This window comes from Pseudomonas sp. LS44, from assembly GCF_024730785.1.
In the GTDB taxonomy this organism is placed as follows: Bacteria; Pseudomonadota; Gammaproteobacteria; order Pseudomonadales; family Pseudomonadaceae; genus Aquipseudomonas.
Window position 1 is genome coordinate 242800 of record NZ_CP102830.1, and the last position, 18578, is coordinate 261377.

Annotated in this window: 16 protein-coding genes; 4 read left to right on the forward strand and 12 right to left on the reverse strand. The window is 67.0% G+C overall.

All coding sequences use genetic code 11. The features are described 5' to 3' along the window. Positions 1-22 precede the first annotated feature (22 nt). Together NVV93_RS01130 and NVV93_RS01135 are read left to right on the forward strand one after the other, a co-directional pair. A complete protein-coding gene (locus NVV93_RS01130) occupies positions 23-1399 on the forward strand; it encodes a DUF2868 domain-containing protein (RefSeq protein ID WP_258254438.1) in 1377 nt (458 codons plus the stop codon). A 370-nt stretch (positions 1400-1769) separates the two neighbouring features. Then, positions 1770-3140, forward strand: coding sequence for a GTPase/DUF3482 domain-containing protein (locus NVV93_RS01135; protein ID WP_258252632.1), 1371 nt, complete (start codon positions 1770-1772; stop codon positions 3138-3140). Between the two features lie 70 nt (positions 3141-3210). Here the strand turns inward: NVV93_RS01135 and NVV93_RS01140 are convergent, their stop codons facing one another. The 9 genes from NVV93_RS01140 to NVV93_RS01180 all read right to left on the reverse strand — a co-directional run bounded on the left by NVV93_RS01140 (position 3211) and on the right by NVV93_RS01180 (position 12968). Next, the gene (locus NVV93_RS01140; RefSeq protein ID WP_258252633.1) at positions 3211-4371 is read right to left on the reverse strand and encodes a TIGR03364 family FAD-dependent oxidoreductase; all 1161 of its coding nucleotides are present in this window, start codon (positions 4369-4371) and stop codon (positions 3211-3213) included. A 332-nt stretch (positions 4372-4703) separates the two neighbouring features. Next, the gene (locus NVV93_RS01145) at positions 4704-5720 is read right to left on the reverse strand and encodes a putative 2-aminoethylphosphonate ABC transporter substrate-binding protein (protein WP_258252634.1); all 1017 of its coding nucleotides are present in this window, start codon (positions 5718-5720) and stop codon (positions 4704-4706) included. 38 nt (positions 5721-5758) lie between these two features. After that, entirely contained in the window at positions 5759-6586 is an 828-nt protein-coding gene (gene phnX / locus NVV93_RS01150; RefSeq protein ID WP_258252635.1) for a phosphonoacetaldehyde hydrolase, read from the reverse strand. Positions 6587-6602: 16 nt separating this feature from the next. Then, positions 6603-8312 (reverse strand): putative 2-aminoethylphosphonate ABC transporter permease subunit, encoded by a 1710-nt coding sequence (locus NVV93_RS01155; protein ID WP_258252636.1) that lies wholly within the window; start codon positions 8310-8312, stop codon positions 6603-6605. After that, positions 8312-9367, reverse strand: a complete 1056-nt coding sequence (locus NVV93_RS01160; protein WP_258252637.1) for a putative 2-aminoethylphosphonate ABC transporter ATP-binding protein — start codon at positions 9365-9367, stop codon at positions 8312-8314. Before NVV93_RS01160 ends, NVV93_RS01155 begins: the two co-directional genes overlap by 1 nt. A 332-nt stretch (positions 9368-9699) precedes the next feature. Further along, positions 9700-10563: a LysR family transcriptional regulator gene (locus NVV93_RS01165; RefSeq protein WP_258252638.1), complete on the reverse strand. Its 864-nt coding sequence runs from the start codon at positions 10561-10563 to the stop codon at positions 9700-9702. A 16-nt stretch (positions 10564-10579) separates the two neighbouring features. Then, complete coding sequence (locus NVV93_RS01170) at positions 10580-11374, reverse strand: thymidylate synthase (protein WP_258252639.1); 795 nt, start codon at positions 11372-11374, stop codon at positions 10580-10582. After that, on the reverse strand, positions 11371-12174 hold the full coding sequence (lgt, locus tag NVV93_RS01175; protein WP_258252640.1) for a prolipoprotein diacylglyceryl transferase: 804 nt from the start codon (positions 12172-12174) through the stop codon (positions 11371-11373). The genes NVV93_RS01170 and lgt overlap by 4 nt, the downstream gene beginning before the upstream one ends. 11 nt (positions 12175-12185) lie before the next feature. Beyond that, complete coding sequence (locus NVV93_RS01180; protein WP_258252641.1) at positions 12186-12968, reverse strand: sulfite exporter TauE/SafE family protein; 783 nt, start codon at positions 12966-12968, stop codon at positions 12186-12188. A 231-nt stretch (positions 12969-13199) separates the two neighbouring features. Here NVV93_RS01180 and NVV93_RS01185 point away from each other — a divergent pair, with 231 nt between their 5' ends. Continuing rightward, on the forward strand, positions 13200-13946 hold the full coding sequence (locus NVV93_RS01185; protein WP_258252642.1) for an NRDE family protein: 747 nt from the start codon (positions 13200-13202) through the stop codon (positions 13944-13946). 19 nt (positions 13947-13965) lie between these two features. Here the strand turns inward: NVV93_RS01185 and NVV93_RS01190 are convergent, their stop codons facing one another. Genes NVV93_RS01190 through NVV93_RS01200 form a run of 3 tightly spaced genes read right to left on the reverse strand, consistent with a single transcriptional unit; the run spans position 13966 to position 17615 of the window. Beyond that, positions 13966-14823 (reverse strand): SMP-30/gluconolactonase/LRE family protein, encoded by an 858-nt coding sequence (locus NVV93_RS01190; protein WP_258252643.1) that lies wholly within the window; start codon positions 14821-14823, stop codon positions 13966-13968. A gap of 11 nt (positions 14824-14834) precedes the next feature. After that, complete coding sequence (gene ptsP, locus NVV93_RS01195; RefSeq protein ID WP_258252644.1) at positions 14835-17114, reverse strand: phosphoenolpyruvate--protein phosphotransferase; 2280 nt, start codon at positions 17112-17114, stop codon at positions 14835-14837. Between the two features lie 21 nt (positions 17115-17135). Further along, positions 17136-17615: an RNA pyrophosphohydrolase gene (locus tag NVV93_RS01200; RefSeq protein WP_258252645.1), complete on the reverse strand. Its 480-nt coding sequence runs from the start codon at positions 17613-17615 to the stop codon at positions 17136-17138. A gap of 144 nt (positions 17616-17759) precedes the next feature. Here NVV93_RS01200 and NVV93_RS01205 point away from each other — a divergent pair, with 144 nt between their 5' ends. Further along, positions 17760-18413, forward strand: a complete 654-nt coding sequence (locus tag NVV93_RS01205) for an HAD family phosphatase (protein WP_258252646.1) — start codon at positions 17760-17762, stop codon at positions 18411-18413. Positions 18414-18578: the final 165 nt, after the last annotated feature.

The following is an 18578-nucleotide window of genomic DNA, read 5'->3' on the forward strand; positions in this document are numbered from 1 at the left end:
GCCCGGAGAGCTTGTGAGCGCTGTGCACCTTTCCCCGCTAGAACGCCTCTGGCTGTGCGAAACCATCCGCCTGCGCGAAGACCAGGCCGGGCCGCTCGACGACAGCGAGATCAACCGCCACGTAGTGGTCGGCGGCGGCGACTTCCGCCAACGTCTGGAACGCCGTGCGCTATTGCTCGCCGAGCGCGACGGCCAGCTCGCCGGCCTGCAGCACTGGCGCCAGGGCGCACGGTTGGCGCTGTTGCTGCTCGGCGTGGTGGCCCTGCTCAGCGGCGCCGGTCTGGCGTTCGCCGCCTTGGGTGACGGCCAGCGCCCGGTTAACGTGTTCTGGGCGCTCGGCAGCCTGCTCGGCCTGCATCTGCTGACATTATTCGGCTGGGCGCTGAGCTTCGTGCTGGTCGGCGACAGCGGCGCGGTGCTCGGTCGCCTGTGGTTGTGGCTGAGCGGCAAGCTGGCGCGTGACGCCCAGGTGGCCCAGTTGGCTCCGGCGCTGCTGCTCACCCTGCAGCGCGAGAAACTCGCCCGCTGGGCCCTGGGCAGCCTGGTCCACGGCTTATGGCTGTTGATCCTGCTCAGCGCGCTATTGGTCCTCCTTGCGTTGCTCGCCACCCGCCGCTACGGCTTCGTCTGGGAAACCACCATCCTCAGCGACCAGGTATTCGTCGCCCTCACCCAGGGCCTTGGCGCGCTGCCGGCCCTGCTCGGTTTCGCGGTGCCGAGCGAGGTGCTGATTCGCGCCAGTGGCGACAGCGCGCTCGGCGAAGCCGCGGCGCGTCAGGCCTGGTCGAGCTGGCTGCTCGGCGTGCTGCTGGTCTACGGCCTGCTGCCACGCCTGCTGCTGGCGCTGGTTTGCGCTGGGCAATGGCTGCGCGGCAAGGCGCGCCTGCGTCTGGATCTCGGCCTGCCCGGCTACAGCCTGCTGCGCGAACGCCTGCTGCCGTCCAGCGAACGCCTCGGCGTGCTCGACCCGGCGCCACCGCTGAATGCCGCCGGCAGCGTCAGCGGCACACCGAGCCCGAGCGATGGCGCGCTGCTGGTGGCGGTCGAACTCGACCCGCAACGCGCCTGGCCACCCGTGCTGCCGTCGGGCGTCGCCGATGCCGGGGTGCTCGACAGCCGCGAACAGCGCCAGCGCCTGCTCGAGCAACTCGCGCGCTTCCCCGCCAAGCGCCTGGTGATCGCCTGCGACCCACGCCGCTCGCCGGATCGCGGCACTCTGGCGCTGCTCGGCGAACTGGCGCGCAGCGCGACCAGCACGCGGGTCTGGCTGCTCGCGCCGCCGCCGAACGAGGCGCTGGACAGCGAGCGGCTCGGCGACTGGCATGCTGCGCTGGAGCAGTTGCAGTTGGCGCATGTCGACAGTTCACCGCTGGGCTGGTTGGAGACGGGACATGATTGAGCGCAGCCAACCCTCTCCCCAGCCCTCTCGACTAGGCGTCCCCCCAATAAATGGGAGAGGGAGCGGTTCGTGCACAACCGCTTGGGCGCGCTTCACCCCTTGCGCCGCTGTGGTCGCATCGCCGCAATGCGTAGCCCGGATGCAATCCGGGAAGCTCAAAACGCCGCGGCCCCGGATTGCATCCGGGTTACGACTGCGGGAGACCACGAATGATTGAGCAACGGCCGGTCCTCTCCCTGACGCGTGTCGCCCCAACCCTCTCCCATTCATGGGAGAGGGAGCTGTTTGTGCACAACCGATCAAGCGCGCGTCACCCCTCGCCCGTTTACGGGGGGACGCCTAGTCGAGAGGGGCGGGGAGGCCGCCAGCTATGAGCACACCGATCAAACTCGCCGTGGTCGGCCACACGAATGTCGGCAAGACTTCGCTGCTACGCACCCTGACCCGCGACGTGGGCTTCGGCGAGGTGTCGCACCGGCCGAGCACCACCCGGCATGTCGAGGGCGCGCGGCTGTCGGTGGACGGCGAGGCGCTGCTCGAGCTGTACGACACCCCCGGCCTGGAAGACGCGATCGCCCTGCTCGACTATCTCGAGCGCCTGGAACGCCCCGGCGAATGCCTCGACGGCCCGGCGCGGCTGAGCCGCTTCCTCGACAGCGCCGAAGCGCGCCAGCGCTACGAGCAGGAAGCCAAGGTGCTGCGCCAGCTGCTCGCCTGCGACGCCGGGCTGTACGTGATCGATGCCCGCGAGCCGGTGCTGGCCAAGTACCGCGACGAGCTGGCGGTGCTCGCCGGCTGCGGCAAGCCGCTATTGCCGGTGCTCAACTTCAGCGCCGCGCCGCAGCAGCGCGAGGGCGAATGGCGCGAGGCGTTGGGCCGCCTGGGCCTGCACGCGTTGGTGCGTTTCGACACCGTGGCGCCGCCGCTGGATGGCGAGCGACGTCTGTACGAGAGCCTGGCACTGCTCATCGAGCCGGCGCGGGTGCGCTTGCAACGTCTGATCGCCGATCACGAGGCGCAGGTCGCCGCACGGCGCCAGGCCGGCGCGCGGCTGATCGCCGAATTGCTGGTGGATGCCGCCGCCTGCCGGCGCAGCATCGCCGCGCAAGCGCCCCTGGAACAGGCCGCGATCGCCGAGTTGCACCAGGCGATCCGCCAGCGCGAGCAGCAATGCGTCGAGGCGCTGCTGCGCCTGTACGCCTTCCGCAAGGACGACGCCCGCGCCGGCGACCTGCCGCTCGCCGAAGGGCGCTGGGGTGACGATCTGTTCAATCCGGAAACCTTGAAACAGTTGGGGGTCAGCCTCGGCGGCGGCATGGCCGCGGGGGCGGCGGCCGGCGCCGGCATCGACCTGCTGGTCGGCGGCGTTACCCTCGGCGCCGCGGCGCTGCTCGGCGCGCTGGCCGGCGGCGGCCTGCAGACCGCGCGCAACTACGGCGGGCGCCTGCTCGGCAAGCTCAAGGGCCAGCGCGAATTGACCGTCGACGACCATGTGCTGCGCCTGCTCGCCCTGCGCCAGCGTCAGCTGCTCGGCGCCTTGGCCGCGCGCGGACATGCGGCGACCGGGGCGATCCACGTGGAGACCCCGGAAGATCAGCGCTGGCGCGAGGCCAAGCTGCCCGAGGCGTTGCACAAGGCTCGCGCCCATCCTGAATGGTCGTCGCTGAACCCGGCCGCCAAGCTTGGCCAAGCCGAGCGGCAGGCGCAGGTGGCGCAGCTGGCCGAGCAGTTACTCGACTAGTCCGAGCGGCTTGGCGTAACGCACCGCTCGGCGGCCAGCCGCACCCGCAAGGCCAGCGCCTGCCCTTCGCTCACGCCGCCAGCGCCTGCGGCCATTCGCCCTCGCCGTGCAGCGCGGCGATCGTGCGCTCGCCAAGCGCCAAGCCGACGCTCATGCCGAGGCCGGTGTGCATCAGCACCGCGGTCACGCCGTCGGCCGCCTTAAGCACACTGAACGGTGCCGGACCGCGCGCGCCGTAGACGCCCTGCCAGCGTTCGAGCACCTCGAGCTGACCGCCCAGGGTGTGCTCGGCGAGGTCGATGAGGATGCGATCGACGCCCTCGGCATTGAACGGCGCGGCGTCACTGCCGTAGTCGTGCGAGTCGCCAATGATCAGCTCGCCATACGGCGTCGGGCTGACCAGCAGGTGGATGCCGTGGGTCTCCAGCTGCGGCTGCTCACGCTGGATTTGCGCGCGGATCGCCGCAGCTTCCGGCAGGTCGGCGAACGCCCCGTAGTGCACGCAACTGAGGCCGGTGAGCAGCGCATGCTGTAGATCGAGCGGCTGGCGCAGGCGCGCGCGCAGCATCTGCAGGCGGCAGACCTGCGGTTGCAGGGCGGCCAGTGGTTCGGCCAGCAGGGTCTGGTAGTCGTGACCGGAGCAGACCAGGATCTGCCGCGCGCTGAAGCGTCCGGCGGTGGTGTGCGCCCAGCCGGTCTCGACATCGCGGACCAGGGTCGAGAAGTGGAAGTCGACGCCCAGCTCGCGGGCCAGGTAATCGATGATCTGCGGCAGCGCTTCGCGCGAGTACAGCTGCTGGTCGTCGCAGCCGTGCAGGGCGGCACGGTGGTGCTCGAAGCGGCCGTCGTAGAGCTGGTTCAGCCGCGCGCCGCGCAGCAGCTCGACGCGGTAGTCGAGCTCGCGCGCCCGGCCGGCGCAGAACGCCTCGAGCAGCGCTTCCTCGGCTTCGCTGCGGGCAAACAGCAGCGAGCCTTGTTGCTTCAAGGCCAGCCCGGCGGCCTGGCCCAGCTCGGCCCACAGGCCATGGGCCTGGCGCGCCAGGTCGAGCATCGGCCCCGGCGCCTGGCCGGTGACCAGCGCCTGGCCGAAGTTGCGGATCGACGCGCCGAGCGGGGTGTGGCTGCGCTCGCAAACCTTGACCTTAAGGCCGCGTTTGGCGGCCGCCCAGGCATGGGCGAGACCGAGCATACCGGCGCCGACGATCAGCAGGTCGCAATCAAATTGTTGCATGACAAAGAACTCCGTGAAGATCGAAAGGGGTGCCCTCGGTCCTAAATGGCCGAAGGCCGCGGCGGGCCAATCCATCTAAGGCAGGCCACGCCCGCTTTGTCCCCTCTCCCGTTTACGGGAGAGGGCTAGGGAGAGGGTTTTGGGCAAATCCTTAAAGCGCCGGTGGTGGAAAACGCTGCGCGGTTTTCCACCCTACTCAGCTGAGATGAGTGGGCGTAGGGTGGATGTCGCGAAGCACATCCACCGACCCGCGGTGGAACACTAATCACCGCATGGGTATCACTGCGCTCAGGCTCGGCGCCCCACCCATCCTACGAAGCTGCAAACCAGACCTACTGCGCCACCGGCTCCGACTTGCCGTCATAGCGCTTGCGCCATTCGGCCAATACCTTGTCGCGGTTCTCCGAGGCCCAGGCGAAGTCGTTCTTGATCAGGCGCTGCTCGTAGTCGGCCGGCAGTTCCTGGAAGCGTTCGGCGATGCCCGGCTGGGCCAGCACGGCGAAGTTGGTCTTGTACAGGTCCATCGCTTCACGGCTCGCGGAGAAATTGGCGAGTTGCTTGGCCGCCGCCAGCTTGGCGGTACCCTTGACGATGCCGGTGGCCTCGATTTCCCAGCCCAGGCCTTCCTTGGGCAGCACGATGTCCAGCGGCGCGCCCTTGCGCCTGAGCTGCACGGCCGGGTATTCGAAGGAGATGCCGATCGGGAATTCACCGGCGGCGGCCAGCTTGCAGGGCTTGGAGCCGGAATGGGTGTACTGGCCGATGTTGCTGTGCAGTTTGTCCATGTAGGCCCAGCCCTGAGCTTCGCCGAAGGTCTGCAGCCAGGCGCTGACATCGAGGTAGCCGGTGCCGGACGAGGCCGGGTTGGGCATAACGATCTTGCCCTGGTACACCGGGTTGGTCAGGTCTTCCCATTTGGTCGGCTTGGGCAGGCCCTGTTTTTCCGCTTCGACGCTGTTGAAGCAGATGGTCGCGGCCCACACGTCCATGCCCACCCAGGCCGGCGGGTTGGCCGCGTCGCGGTAGCTAGCTCCGATCTTGTCCAGGTTGGCCGGCGCGTAGGCTTCGAGCATGCCCTGCTGTTTGAGCACGGCCAGGCTCGAGCCGGCCAGGCCCCAGACCACGTCGGCCTGCGGGCGATCCTTCTCGGCGAGCAGCTTGGCGGTGACGATGCCGGTGGAGTCGCGCACCCACTTGATCTCGATATCCGGGTGTTTTTTCTCGAAGGCTTCTTTGTAGGCCTTGAGCTGCTCGACCTCGAGGGCGGTGTAGACGGTCAGTTCGGTGTTGGCCTGGGCTAAGGTGCAGGCGGCGAGCAGGCTGGTAGCCAGGACGGTGCGTTTGAACATGGCGAAGCTCCTTTTGCGATGTTGGGCAAAGCGATGAGTTAGGCGGATTGCGGGGTTTCGCCGCGCGCCAAGCGGGCGTTGATCGCGTCGACCACCAGCGGCAGGTCGGCGATCGTGTCGATCAGGTAGTGCGGGCGGCTGGCGGCGAACAGCGCGTCGATGCGCTCGCGCTCGCTGGTACGCTGCGCGGCCGAGAGCGTCTGGTACTGCGCCCAGTCGAGGCCGAGGAAGTTGCCGGAGAAGCGCAGCGCCACGGTCCACATGCCGGCGCTGCGGCCTTCGAGGATGCCCGGCTCGGTGTCGTCGACCTTGACGCAGGCGGCGACGTCACTGAGGCCGAGGGCGATGACGTTGGCCAGGGCTTGCGCCGGACCGGGGCGGCCGCGTGGCACCTCGTCAGTGGCGACCACGTGATCGGGGCGATAACCGTTGGCAGCGGCCAGCTCGACCACCTTGTCCATCACCACCTTCGGATAGCCCGAGCAGCTGCCAATCTGCAGACCGCGCTCGCGCAGCCTGGCCACAGCATCCAGCGCGCCGGGAATCAGCGCCGAGTGCTCGCCGACCTTGGCGATTTGAAGCGGCATGAAGCGTTCATAGATCGCGGTGACGTCGGCATCGCTGGGCAGCCGGGCGAAACGGCGCTGGAAGCGTTCGGCCACCGCCGGCTGGTCGCACAGGCTGCGGATGTGATCCCACTTGCCCATGCCCATCGGCCCGCGCGCCTCGTCGAGGCTGATCTCGACGTCGAAGCTGGCGAACGCCTCGACGAAGATGCGGGTCGGCGCGAAGGAGCCGAAGTCGACCACGGTACCGGCCCAATCGAGGATCGCGGCGGCAAGACGGGTGGGTGTTTGGTAGGGCATGGCAGTCTCCAGAGGATCAGTGGCCGGGCGCCGCACGCCAGGCCTGGGCGCGGCGCAGCACGCCGCGCGAGGCCCAGGCCAGCAGCAGCGAGACGGCGGCAGAAGTGAGCAGGATCAGGGTGGACATGGCGGCGGAACCGCCGACGTTGCCGGCGTCGTCCATGTTCAGCACGGCAATGGCGGCGAGCAGGCTGTCCGGGCTGTAGAGGAAGATCACCGCCGACACGGTGGTCATCGCCGAGACGAACAGGTAGCGGCAGATGTCCAGCAGTGCCGGTAGGCACAGCGGCAGGCTGACCCGCCAGAAGTGCCGCCACAGCGGCACCTTGAGCGACAGCGCGGCGGCCTCGAACTCGCCGTCGAGCTGGCGCAGCGCGCTGCTGGCGGTCATCTGTGCGGTGGTCAGGAAGTGCGCGATGGTGCACACCACCAGCAGGCCGAGGCTGCCGTACAGGCCGTGCAGCGGGTTGCTCGGCAGGTTGAAGAAGAATACGTAGCCGAGGCCGAGGACCAGGCCGGGCACCGCCATCGGCACGAAGCTGAGCAGGCGCAGCAGGCGGGTCAGCCAGTCCTGGCGGGTCTTCTCGACCAGATAGGCGCCGGCGAAGATCAGCAGGCTGCCAAACAGTGCGCTGCACAGTGCCAGCAGCACGCTGTTGCGGTAGGCCAGCCAGCCGCCGGGCAGCTCGGAGAAGGCGTAGTGATCGAGCGACAGGCTGAGGTTGTACGGCCAGAACTTGACCAGCGAGGAGTAGATCGCCATGCCGAACACCAGCAGCAGCACGCTGCAGAGCAGCAGTACCAGGAGCAGGTAGGCGGCGTCGCGACGGCGATCCGGCGCCGGGTGGAAGACCTGCGCGCGGCCGCTCATGGCGTCGCGCTGCCGGCGGCGCAGCCAGCTGTCCACCGCGAAGCTGAACAGCGCCGGCAGCAGCAGGAGCATGCCGATCTGCGCGCCGCGGCCGAACTGCTGCTGGCCGACCACCGCCTTGTAGGCCTCCAGCGCCAGCACCTGGTAGTCGCCGCCGACCACCACCGGCACGCCGAAGTCGGTGATGCACAGGGTGAACACCAGGCAGAAGGCGGCGAAGGCGGCCTGCCGGGTGGCCGGCCAGGTGATGCTGCGAAAGCGCCGCCACGGCGAGGCGCCCATGCTCGCGGCGGTGTCGAACAGCCGCGCGTCGGCCAGCGCCAGCGCCGAGAGCAAGACCATCAGCGCATGCGGAAAGGTGTAGATGGCCTGGCCGAGGACGATGCCCCAGAAGCCGTAGATGTTGTCGGCGAACAAGCCGCGCAACACGCCCTGGTTGCCGAACAGGTAGATCAGCGCGATGCCTGGGAGCATCGACGGCGCCAGCAGCGGTAGCAGGGAGATGCCGCGCCACACCCCTTTGGCCGGGATCAGCGTGCGCTGCAGGGCGTAGGCGAAGCCGTAGGCCAGCGGTACCACGATGGCCGAGACGCTCAGCGCAGTCGTCAGGCTATTGCCGAGCAGCCAGCGGAAGTTGGCGCTGCCCAACAGTTCGCTGGCCGCCGCCAGACCACCGCCCTGGCCCGCCGCGTCGCTGAAGCCGCGCCAGAAGATCGCCGCCAGCGGCAGCAGCACGGCGCCGCCAAGCAACACCAGCAGCAGCCACTTGCCGCCACCAACGAATAGCCGGTCGGCCCAGTCAGGCCGGCTGGCCTGGGGCACGGCCGGAGTTGCGGCGCCGAGCAGCACGTTCATCAGGCGAACACCTGCAGGCTGCGCGGCGGCAGGGCGACCCAGATGGCCGGCGAAGCCATGGAGGGCAGATTCTCCGGCGCCAGTTCGGCGAGCAACGCGTGGCCGGGCAGATGATCCAGCTCGAAGCTCATCCGGCAGCGGTTGCCCAGGAAGGTGATGTCGCGCACTTGGGCGCGGAAGCGGTTGTCGCTGTTGGCGGCGGGATTGACGCTGACCGCCTCGGGTCGGCAGAACAGCCGGCCACGCATGCCGCCACGGGTATCGCCCAGCTGCATGGGGCGGCCGCCGACGCAGGCCTGGCCGGCACCGTCGCGCTCGAACGGCAGCCAGTTGCCCTGGCCGACGAATTCGGCGACGAACGGCGTGGCCGGCTGCCGGTAGATGTCCTCGGCGCGCGCGTATTGCTCGACGCGACCGTGATTGATCACGGCGATGCGGTCGGCCATCAGCATGGCCTCGTCCTGGTTGTGGGTGACCATCACCGTGGTAATCCCCAGACGTTTCTGCAGCTGGCGCAACTCGCCGCACAGATGCTCGCGAACCCGCGCATCGAGTGCCGACATCGGCTCGTCGAGCAACAGCAGCGAGGGTGCCGGCGCCAGCGCGCGGGCCAGGGCGACGCGCTGCTGCTGGCCGCCGGAGAGCTGGCCGGGATACTTCTGTTCGCTGCCGCTCAGGCCGACCAGTTCGAGCATCTCGGCGACCCGTGCACGCTGTTCGTCGCGGCTGCGGTTGTTCAGGCCGTAGCCGATGTTCTGCGCCACGCTGAGGTTGGGAAACAGCGCGTAGGACTGGAACAGGATGCCGTAGTCACGCGCCTGCGGCGGCAGCGTGGAAATATCGCGGCCGGCGCTGAACAGCTGGCCGGCGTCCTGCCGTTCGAGGCCGGCGATGCAGCGCAGCAGGGTGGTCTTGCCACAGCCGGACGGGCCGAGCAGACACACCAGCTCGCCCTGGGCGACGTCCAGCGACACCCCATCGAGCGCGGCGAAGGTACCGAAACGCTTATGCAGATCGCGCACTTGCAGGTGCGGGGCGGAAACGGAAGCGGACATGCGAACAACCTCGTGCAGCGGTAAGCGACGAGGTCATCCTAGGGAGCGAATGCGAAGACTATGTGGCAGCGAGGCAAAAGCTGACGATAGGTCTATTGGGATTTTTGTGGGGTGCCCGGTCGGCGCCGGCCGCGCGCTGTTGGGTATCGTCGCTGCGCGACTCAACCTACAAAAGCACCGGAGAACCCGCCGGGTGGAAACCGCAAAGCGTGTTCCATCAATAGCCGGCATCCACTCTGCGACTGGGCTTTCGCAACCGCGTAGCCCGGATGCAATCCGGGAAGCGCAGGCGTCTGGATTCCCCGGATTGCATCCGGGCTACAAACGCGGAATCAGCAGCGCTCCGCCAATTCCCGCGCCACGGCGAGGAACGCCGCCGGCAGGCGCGCCTGGCGGCGCTCCTTGAGGCAGTACAGGTACTCGCCGATTTCCGCCGCGTCCTCCAGCTCGATGATGCACAGCGCCGGGTTATTCGGCACTTCGTGGCGGGCGATGATGCTCACGCCGATATTGCGCAGCACCGCTTCGCGGATCGACTCGCGGCTGCCGATTTCCAGCAGCGGACCGAGCGCCACGCCGGCGGCAGCCAGCATCGTTTCGGTGAGCTGGCGAGTGGTCGAGCCAGCCTCACGCAGCAGCAGGCAATGCCCGCTCAGCGCGCTCAGCGGTACGCGCGCCTGCGCCGCCAACGGGTGCTCGCGATGCACCGCCAGGACCAACGGGTCGCTACCCAACTGCAGGCGGGTCAGGCGCGCGTCGTCGAGCGGTTGCGAGGAGGCGGCCAGGTCGACGCGGTACTCCTCCAGCGCCTCGATGACCTGTTGCGAGTTGCCGATCTCCACCGACACGGCGATCTGCGGGTGAGCCTCGCGGAAGCGCTTGATCAGGTCGAGCACGTAGTAGGGCGCGGTGGCGCCGATGCGCAGGTGGCCCTGCAACTGGCCGGCGTTGCGCAGGTGGAAGTCGATGTCGGCCTCGCGCTGCAGCAGCTCCTTGACCAGTGGCAGCAGGCGCACGCCTTCCTCGCTCAGGCTCAGGCCGCGGCCGCCGCGGTAGAACAGCTCGACGCCGTACTGGCTCTCCAGCTGGCGAATCTGGGTGGTCACCGTCGGCTGGCTGAGGCCGAGCTTCTTCGCCGCCTGGGTCACGCTGCCCAGGCGGGCGACGGTGTAGAAGGCCTTCAGCTCGGCGAGCATCGCGGTGGCGCCCGCCTTACACCGCGACCGGCGCTTTGATGTGCGGGTGCGATTGGTAGCCGACCAGCTCGAAGTCTTCGAAGGTGAAGGCGAACAGGTCCTTCACCGCCGGGTTGATCTGCATGGTCGGCAGCGGCAACGGCTCGCGGCTCAGCTGCAGGTCGGTCTGCTCGATGTGGTTGGCGTACAGGTGGCAGTCGCCGCCGGTCCAGATGAACTCTCCCGGCTGCAGACCGCAGACCTGGGCGACCATCAGGGTCAGCAGCGCGTAGCTGGCGATGTTGAACGGCACGCCGAGGAAGATGTCGGCCGAGCGCTGGTACAGCTGGCAGCTCAGCTTGCCGTCGGCGACGTAGAACTGGAACAGCGCGTGGCACGGCGGCAGGGCCATCTCGTCGACCAACGCCGGGTTCCAGGCGGAGACGATCAGGCGCCGCGAATCCGGGTTCTGCTTGATCATCTCAACGACCTTACTGATCTGGTCGATCGCCGCGCCGTTCGGCGCCGGCCAGCTGCGCCACTGGTAGCCGTACACCGGGCCGAGGTTGCCCTGCTCGTCGGCCCACTCATCCCAGATGCTGACGCCGTGGTTCTTGAGGTACTGGATATTGGTATCGCCGCGCAGGAACCACAGCAGCTCGACGATGATCGAACGCAGGTGACACTTCTTGGTGGTCACCAGCGGGAAGCCGTCGGCCAGGTTGAAGCGCATCTGGTGGCCAAACACCGAGTAGGTGCCGGTGCCGGTGCGGTCGCTCTTGAAGGTGCCGGTTTCACGCACCAGGCGCATCAGGTCGAGGTACTGTTTCATCCGGCAACTCCCGGCGCCGCTTGGCGCTTGTAGGCAATCACGATCAGCGCGATGCCGCCGAGGATCATCGGCAGGCACAGCACCTGGCCCATGGTCAGCCAGTCGAAGGCCAGGTAACCGAGCTGGGCGTCCGGCACGCGGACGAATTCGACGATAAAGCGGAACAGCCCGTAGAACAGGGCGAACATCCCGGACACCGCCATGGTCGGCCGCGGCTTGCGCGAGTACGCCCAGAGGATCAGGAAGAGTGCCACGCCTTCCAGGGCGAACTGGTACAGCTGCGACGGGTGGCGGGGCAGTTGCGCGGGGTCGGTGGGGAAAATCATCGCCCACGGCACATCGGTAGCCTTGCCCCACAGCTCGGCATTGATGAAGTTGCCAATGCGCCCGGCGCCGAGGCCGATCGGCACCAGCGGGGCGATGAAGTCCATCAGCTCGAAGAAGCTCTTGCCGTGGCGCTTGCCGAACCAGAAGGTGGCCAGCATCACGCCGATCAGCCCGCCGTGGAAGGACATGCCGCCCTTCCACACTTCGAAGATCAGCAGCGGGTTGGCCAGATAGGACGACAGGTCATAAAACAGCACATAGCCGAGGCGGCCACCGAGGATCACGCCCATCGCCACCCAGAACACCAGGTCAGAGAGTTTTTCCTTGCTCCAGCTCGCATCGAACTGGGCCAGCCGGCGTGAGGCCAGCCACCAGGCGCCGCCGATGCCGATCAGGTACATCAGGCCGTACCAGTGGATTTTCAGCGGACCGAGGGCAATCGCCACCGGGTCGATCTGCGGATAAGGCAGCATCAATCACTCCTTCAGAGCAGGAAATTCAGGCCGACGCACAGCAGCAGCAGGGCGAACAGGCGCTTGAGAATGTGTTGTGGCAGGCGATGCGCCAGGCGCGCGCCGACGCGGGCGAACGGCATACTGGCGACCGCGATGCCGACCAGCGCCGGCAGATAGACGAAGCCCAGGCTCCACTCCGGCAGCCCCGGCGTGCGCCAGCCGATCAGCATGAAGCTCGCCGCGCCCATCAGCGCGATCGGCAAGCCACAGGCCGCCGAGGTGGCCACCGCCTGCTGCATGCTCTGCCCGCGCCAGACCAGGAACGGCACGGTCAGTGAGCCGCCGCCGATACCGAAAATCGCCGAGGCCCAGCCGACCACGCCGCCGGCGGCGCTCAAGCCGGGCTTGTCGGGCAGGCCGCCGCTGGCCTTGGGGCGCAAGTCGAAGGCCATCTGCACGGCGATGCAGATGGCGAAGATCCCAATGATCCTCTGCAGCATCGGCCCGGATATCGCTTCTGCGGTCAACGCGCCGAGGCCGGCGCCGACCAGGATGCCCAGCGCCATCCAGACGAACACCGTCCAGTTCACCGCACCCTTGCGGTGGTGTTCGAGGATCGAGTTGAGCGAGGTGAAGATGATGCTGGCCAGCGAGGTGCCGACCGCCATGTGGGTAAGGATGTGCGGATCGAAACCGTGCGCGGCGAAGCTGTACACCAGCACCGGCACGATGATCATGCCGCCACCGACGCCGAACAGTCCGGCCATCACTCCCGCGCCGGCACCCAGCAGCAAATACAGCAGGAATTCCATCGACACCCCCCCCAAACCAGCACGCATGGTAACGGATGCACCCCGGCCCCTCCACCGCAGGTGATCGACAGTACGTAACAGTGCATCCGCCCTGAAACATCGAATTCTGCGTAGGAGCGAATTCATTCGCGATGACCATCACCCGCGCTACGTCGATCGCCAATGCATTCGCGGCTACAGAAAAGCCTGGCAAGCCTTTAAGCTCAGGCTTTGCCCTGTGGAAAACGCCTGATGTGCCTGATCACCTTTGCTTGGCGCCCCACTCACGCCGTACCGCTGGTGCTGGCCGCCAATCGCGATGAATTTTATGCCCGGCCGAGCCGCGCGCTGGGCGAGTGGGCGGATGCGCCGGGTCTGTACGCCGGCCGTGATATGGAGGCCGGTGGCACCTGGATGGGGGTGACCAGCGCGGGCCGCTTCGCCGCCTTGACCAATATCCGCAACCCCGGTCAGCCGCTCGGCACCCATTCGCGCGGTGAACTGGTGGCGCGCTATCTGCGCGGCACGCTGTCCCCGGGCGAATACCTGCAGCACGTCGCCCTGCAGCTGAAGGATTATTCCGGGTTCAACCTACTGGTCGGCACGGCACGCGAGTTGTGGTTCCTGAACGCCCGGGAAGGCACGCCGCGAGCACTGGCGGCCGGCGTTTACGGCTTATCCAATGCGGCGCTGGATACGCCCTGGCCGAAATTGCAACGGGTCAAAGCGGCCCTGAGCAACTGCCTGGACGATCCGCAGCCCGAGGCGCTCCTGGCCCTGCTCGCCGATGCCGAGCCGGCCCGCGAAGCCGACCTGCCGGATACCGGGGTCGGCCTGGCCACCGAGCAGCTGCTGTCCAGCCCGTTCATCGCCAGCCCCAACTACGGCACCCGCGCTAGCACCGCGTTGATCCGCCGCGCCGATGGTTCACAGACTCTGGTGGAACGCAGTTTCGGCCCCTATGGCGCACATCTCGGCGAAGTCGGGCTACAGCTCTAAGGGGTGTAGCGAGGATCGCTTAGCTGCGGTGCAAATCGTCCAGGGCAAACAGTGGCGCCAGACGCTGCGGATCATCGGCATCGGCAACCAGCAGCAGACGGCCATCGGCCTGGAAGGCCAGCCCTTCGATTTTCGCCAGCGGCGCGAGCCGCGCCCGCCAGACGAGGTGCAAGTCCTTATCGAAGCGCGCCAGCACGCTGCCGGCGCAGTCACCATCCAGGTACGTCGAGCCACTGGCCTCGGCGGCAGCACTGCAATACAACCGTCCGTGCGGGTCGACGGCCAGGTCGGTGAGGCCCAGCGGCACGCCATCCAAGTCGCCCAGCGCCAGCGGCACAATCCGCCGCAGCGCGGCCGCGCTCAGTTGGCCGGCGGCGAGATCGGCCAGCGCTTGGGGCAGATCGAGCAGCACCACCGCGTTTTCCCCCGCCGCGCCATTGCCGCGCTGCGCCAGCAGCAGATCCTCGCCGAACACTACTGCGCCTTCCAGATTCAGCTCGACAAAGTGCTGCTGCAATTCTTGATAGAGCGGACTCAAATCGATGATGCGCACCGCCTCGCCCTGCAGCAGACAGCCGCGTCGGCGCTTGGCAGTCGAGCCGGAACCAAGGGCCAGCAGGCTGCCGTCCGGTAAATGCGCGAGGGCTTCGAAATCCGGCTTGTGCGCCTTGCGTTCCGCTGCATCGGCAGGCAGCTCGCCCGGCAGCAGCGCGATTTTCCCGGCGTACTCGCCGGTCAGGCTGTAACGCTGCAGCACCAGCGCATCGTCGGCGACGATCCACAGCTCGTCGCCTTGGCAGACCACGGCACTGGCCGCCGACAACTGCAGCTCGGCGAGATGCACAAGCGTTAAGGTGGGGCAGGGATGATCGCTCATCGTCCGCAGGCTCAGGCCTGAATGGTCGCCGCCGGATTGATCACCCGACCCAGGCCGAGGTTGCGCAGCGCCAGTTGCAGGGTGCTGTGGGTGACATGCGGGTTATCGATGGTCATCAGCTGGGCGAGCAGCTCCTTGGCCTTGGACAGGCTGATCTGACGCAGCAGCCATTTCACCTTGGGCAGGTTGGTGGCGTTCATCGACAGGCTGTCGAAGCCCATCGCCATCAGCAGCACCGCCGAGGCCGGGTCGCCGGCCATTTCGCCGCAGATGCTCACCGGCTTGCCTTCGGCATGCGCGCCGTCGACCACCAGGCGCAGCGCCTGCAGCACGGCCGGATGCAGGAAATCATACAGATCGGCGACGCGAGGGTTGTTGCGATCGACCGCCAGCAGGTACTGAGTCAGATCGTTGGAGCCGACCGAGAGGAAATCCACCTGGCGGGCCAATTCGCGCACCTGATAGACCGCCGCCGGGATTTCGATCATCGCGCCCACCGGCGGCATGGGAATGTCCACGCCCTCGTCACGGACTTCGCCCCAGGCGCGGTGGATCAGGTGCAGCGCCTCTTCCAGCTCGTGGGTGCCGGAGATCATCGGCAGCAGGATGCGCAGGTTGTTCAAGCCCTCGCTGGCCTTGAGCATGGCGCGGGTCTGCACCAGGAAGATTTCCGGGTGGTCGAGGGTGACGCGGATGCCGCGCCAGCCGAGGAACGGGTTCTCTTCCTTGATCGGGAAGTAGGACAGCGCCTTGTCGCCACCGATATCGAGGCTGCGCATGGTCACTGGCAGCGGGTGGAAGGCCGCCAGCTGTTCGCGGTAGGTGGCCAGTTGCTCCTTTTCGCTGGGGAAGCGCTCCCCATTCATGAACGGCACTTCGGTGCGGTACAGGCCGACGCCCTCGGCGCCGCGCTCCTGCGCACGCTTGACGTCGGCAAGCAGGCCGGTGTTGACCCACAGCGGCATGCGGTGGCCGTCGAGCGTCTCACACGGCAGCTCGCGCAGGGCATTCAGTCCCTGGGACAGCTGGCGCTCTTCCTCGACTACCTCGGCGTATTGCTTGCACAGCACCTCGCTGGGGTTGGTAAACACCTCGCCGTGGTAGCCGTCGACGATCATCTTGATGCCGTCGACTTTGGAATACGGCAGATCGACCGCGCCCATCACCGTGGGAATGCCCATGGCGCGGGCCAGGATCGCCACGTGCGAGTTGCCCGAGCCAAGCACCGAGACTAGGCCGACCAGCTTGCCTTCCGGCACTTCGCCGAGCATCGCCGGCGACAGCTCTTCGCTGACCAGAATGGTGTTGTCCTGGTACACCAGGCTCTGCTTGCGCTCTTGCTGCAAGTAGGCGAGCAGGCGCCGGCCGAGGTCCTTGACGTCGGCGGCGCGCTCGCGCAGGTAGGCGTCGTCCATCAGTTCGAAGCGTTTGACGTGCTCGTTGACCACCTGGCGCAGCGCGCCCTGCGCCCACTGGCCGGTCTTGATGACCTTGGTCACTTCGCTGCCGAGGGCGGCGTCGTCGAGCATCATCAGATACACGTCGAACAACGCGCGCTCTTCCGGGCGCAGCTGGGTGGCCAGCTTGGCGGACAGCTGGCGCATGTCGCTGCGCACGCCCTCGAGCGCGTTATTGAACAGGCGCAGTTCGGCGTCGATATCGCTGACCGCTTTGTCCGGCACCACTTCCAGATCGGCCGGCGGCAAGATCACCACGGCGGTGCCGATGGCGGCACCGGATGAGCCGGGGACGCCGACGAATTTGGCTTCCTGGATGCCCTTGCCCTGGCGGCCGAGGCCGCGGATCGAACCGGTCGCCTCGGCATGCGCGATGACCCCGGCGAGCTGCGCGCTCATGGTCACCAGAAAGGCTTCTTCACCTTCATCGAACTGGCGGCGCTCCTTCTGCTGCACCACCAATACGCCCATCACCCGCCGGTGGTGGATGATCGGCGCGCCGAGGAACGAGGCGTAGCGCTCCTCGCCGGTTTCGGCGAAGTAACGATAACGCGGGTGTTCGGAGGCGAATTCGAGATTCAGCGGCTCTTCGCGGGTACCGACCAGGCCGACCAGACCTTCACTCGGCGCCATGCTGACCTTGCCGATCGCGCGCTTGTTGAGGCCTTCGGTGGCCATCAGCACGAAGCGCCCAGCTTCCGGATCGAGCAGGTAGACCGAGCAGACCTGGCTGCCCATCGCCTCCCGGACGCGCCGCACAATGATCCCCAGCGCCGCCTTGAGATCCTTGGCGGAGTTCACTTCCTGGACGATCTTGCGCAGCGTATTGAGCATGGCTCGGGGTCGAACTCCGTATCAGTCGCGCGCCAACAGGCGCGGTGCTAGTTCCTTGAGGGCGCGGCGGTAGACCTCGCGCTTGAATGTCACTACCTGGCCCAGCGGGTACCAGTAGCTGACCCAGCGCCAGTCATCAAACTCCGGCTTGCCGGTTACATCCATGCGCACCCGCTCATCCGCGCCGGTCAGGCGCAAGAGGAACCACTTCTGTTTCTGGCCGATGCACAGCGGTTGGCTATGGGTCCGGACCAGACGTTGCGGCAGACGATAACGCAACCAGCCCCGGGTGCAGGCAAGAATTTGCACATCGTCGGGGTCCAGGCCGACTTCTTCGTTCAACTCGCGGTACAGCGCCTGTTCCGGCGACTCCTGCGCGTTGATACCGCCCTGCGGAAACTGCCAGGCATCTTGATTAATCCGTCGAGCCCAGAGTACCTGACCGACATCATTGGTCAGGATGATGCCGACATTTGGGCGAAAACCATCGGAATCGATCACGGCATACAACCTCGAAAACGCATGTTCCGGCATTGTTCCATAAAGGTTGCGAGAGCGGCAACGCGGCGTCCAGCGATGTGGGCATCAGGGGCAAAAGGCCGTATTCTGTGGGCCAATTTTTGGCCTCTAAAGCGAGCATTTACCGTGCGTTTGGCGATATTCGATCTCGACAACACCCTGCTGGCCGGCGACAGCGATCACGCCTGGGGCGACTATCTGTGCCGCCGCGGCATCCTCGACGCCGACGCCTACAAAGCGCGCAACGACCAGTTCTATCTGGACTACCTGGCCGGCACGCTGAACATCACTGATTACCTGAATTTCAGCTTGGAAATCCTCGGCCGCACCGACGTGACCCAACTCGCACAGTGGCACGCCGAGTTCATGCGCGATTGCATCGAGCCGATCATCCTCGCCAAGGGTGAGGCGCTGCTCGCCGAACACCGCGCTGCCGGCGACAAGCTGTTGATCATCACCGCCACCAACCGCTTCGTCACCGCGCCGATCGCCGCGCGGCTGGGCGTCGAGACGCTGCTGGCCACCGAGTGCGAAATGGTCGGCGAGCGCTACACCGGACGCACCACCGACGTACCGTGCTTCCGCGAAGGCAAGGTGACGCGCCTGAATCGCTGGTTGGCGGAAAACGGTTTGAGCCTGGAAGGCAGTAGCTTCTATAGCGACTCGTTGAACGACCTGCCGCTGCTCGAGCAAGTCGCCCGGCCTTGCGCGGTGGATCCCGACCCGAAACTGCGCGCCGAAGCCGAGCAGCGCGGCTGGCCGATCATTTCGTTGCGTTAATGCCCGAACGCTCGAGGTAGCCCGGATGCAATCCGGGAGGCGGAGTCGCCAAATCCCCGGATTACATCCGGGCTACGACTTTACGCTGGTCAGATTCGTAGGGTGGGTTAGCCATAGGCGTAACCCACCGAAGGCTGGACGCCGGTGCCCGAGATGGCACCGCTG

Coding starts and splice junctions, on each gene's coding strand:
- NVV93_RS01180 (WP_258252641.1), bottom strand. CDS start 12,968: ATGGAATTCCTGCTGTATTTGCTGCTGGGTGCCGGCGCGGGAGTGATG.
- NVV93_RS01140 (WP_258252633.1), bottom strand. CDS start 4,371: ATGCAACAATTTGATTGCGACCTGCTGATCGTCGGCGCCGGTATGCTC.
- NVV93_RS01160 (WP_258252637.1), bottom strand. CDS start 9,367: ATGTCCGCTTCCGTTTCCGCCCCGCACCTGCAAGTGCGCGATCTGCAT.
- NVV93_RS01135 (WP_258252632.1), top strand. CDS start 1,770: ATGAGCACACCGATCAAACTCGCCGTGGTCGGCCACACGAATGTCGGC.
- NVV93_RS01145 (WP_258252634.1), bottom strand. CDS start 5,720: ATGTTCAAACGCACCGTCCTGGCTACCAGCCTGCTCGCCGCCTGCACC.
- NVV93_RS01165 (WP_258252638.1), bottom strand. CDS start 10,563: ATGCTCGCCGAGCTGAAGGCCTTCTACACCGTCGCCCGCCTGGGCAGC.
- lgt (WP_258252640.1), bottom strand. CDS start 12,174: ATGCTGCCTTATCCGCAGATCGACCCGGTGGCGATTGCCCTCGGTCCG.
- NVV93_RS01155 (WP_258252636.1), bottom strand. CDS start 8,312: ATGAACGTGCTGCTCGGCGCCGCAACTCCGGCCGTGCCCCAGGCCAGC.
- phnX (WP_258252635.1), bottom strand. CDS start 6,586: ATGCCCTACCAAACACCCACCCGTCTTGCCGCCGCGATCCTCGATTGG.
- ptsP (WP_258252644.1), bottom strand. CDS start 17,114: ATGCTCAATACGCTGCGCAAGATCGTCCAGGAAGTGAACTCCGCCAAG.
- NVV93_RS01185 (WP_258252642.1), top strand. CDS start 13,200: ATGTGCCTGATCACCTTTGCTTGGCGCCCCACTCACGCCGTACCGCTG.
- NVV93_RS01170 (WP_258252639.1), bottom strand. CDS start 11,374: ATGAAACAGTACCTCGACCTGATGCGCCTGGTGCGTGAAACCGGCACC.
- NVV93_RS01190 (WP_258252643.1), bottom strand. CDS start 14,823: ATGAGCGATCATCCCTGCCCCACCTTAACGCTTGTGCATCTCGCCGAG.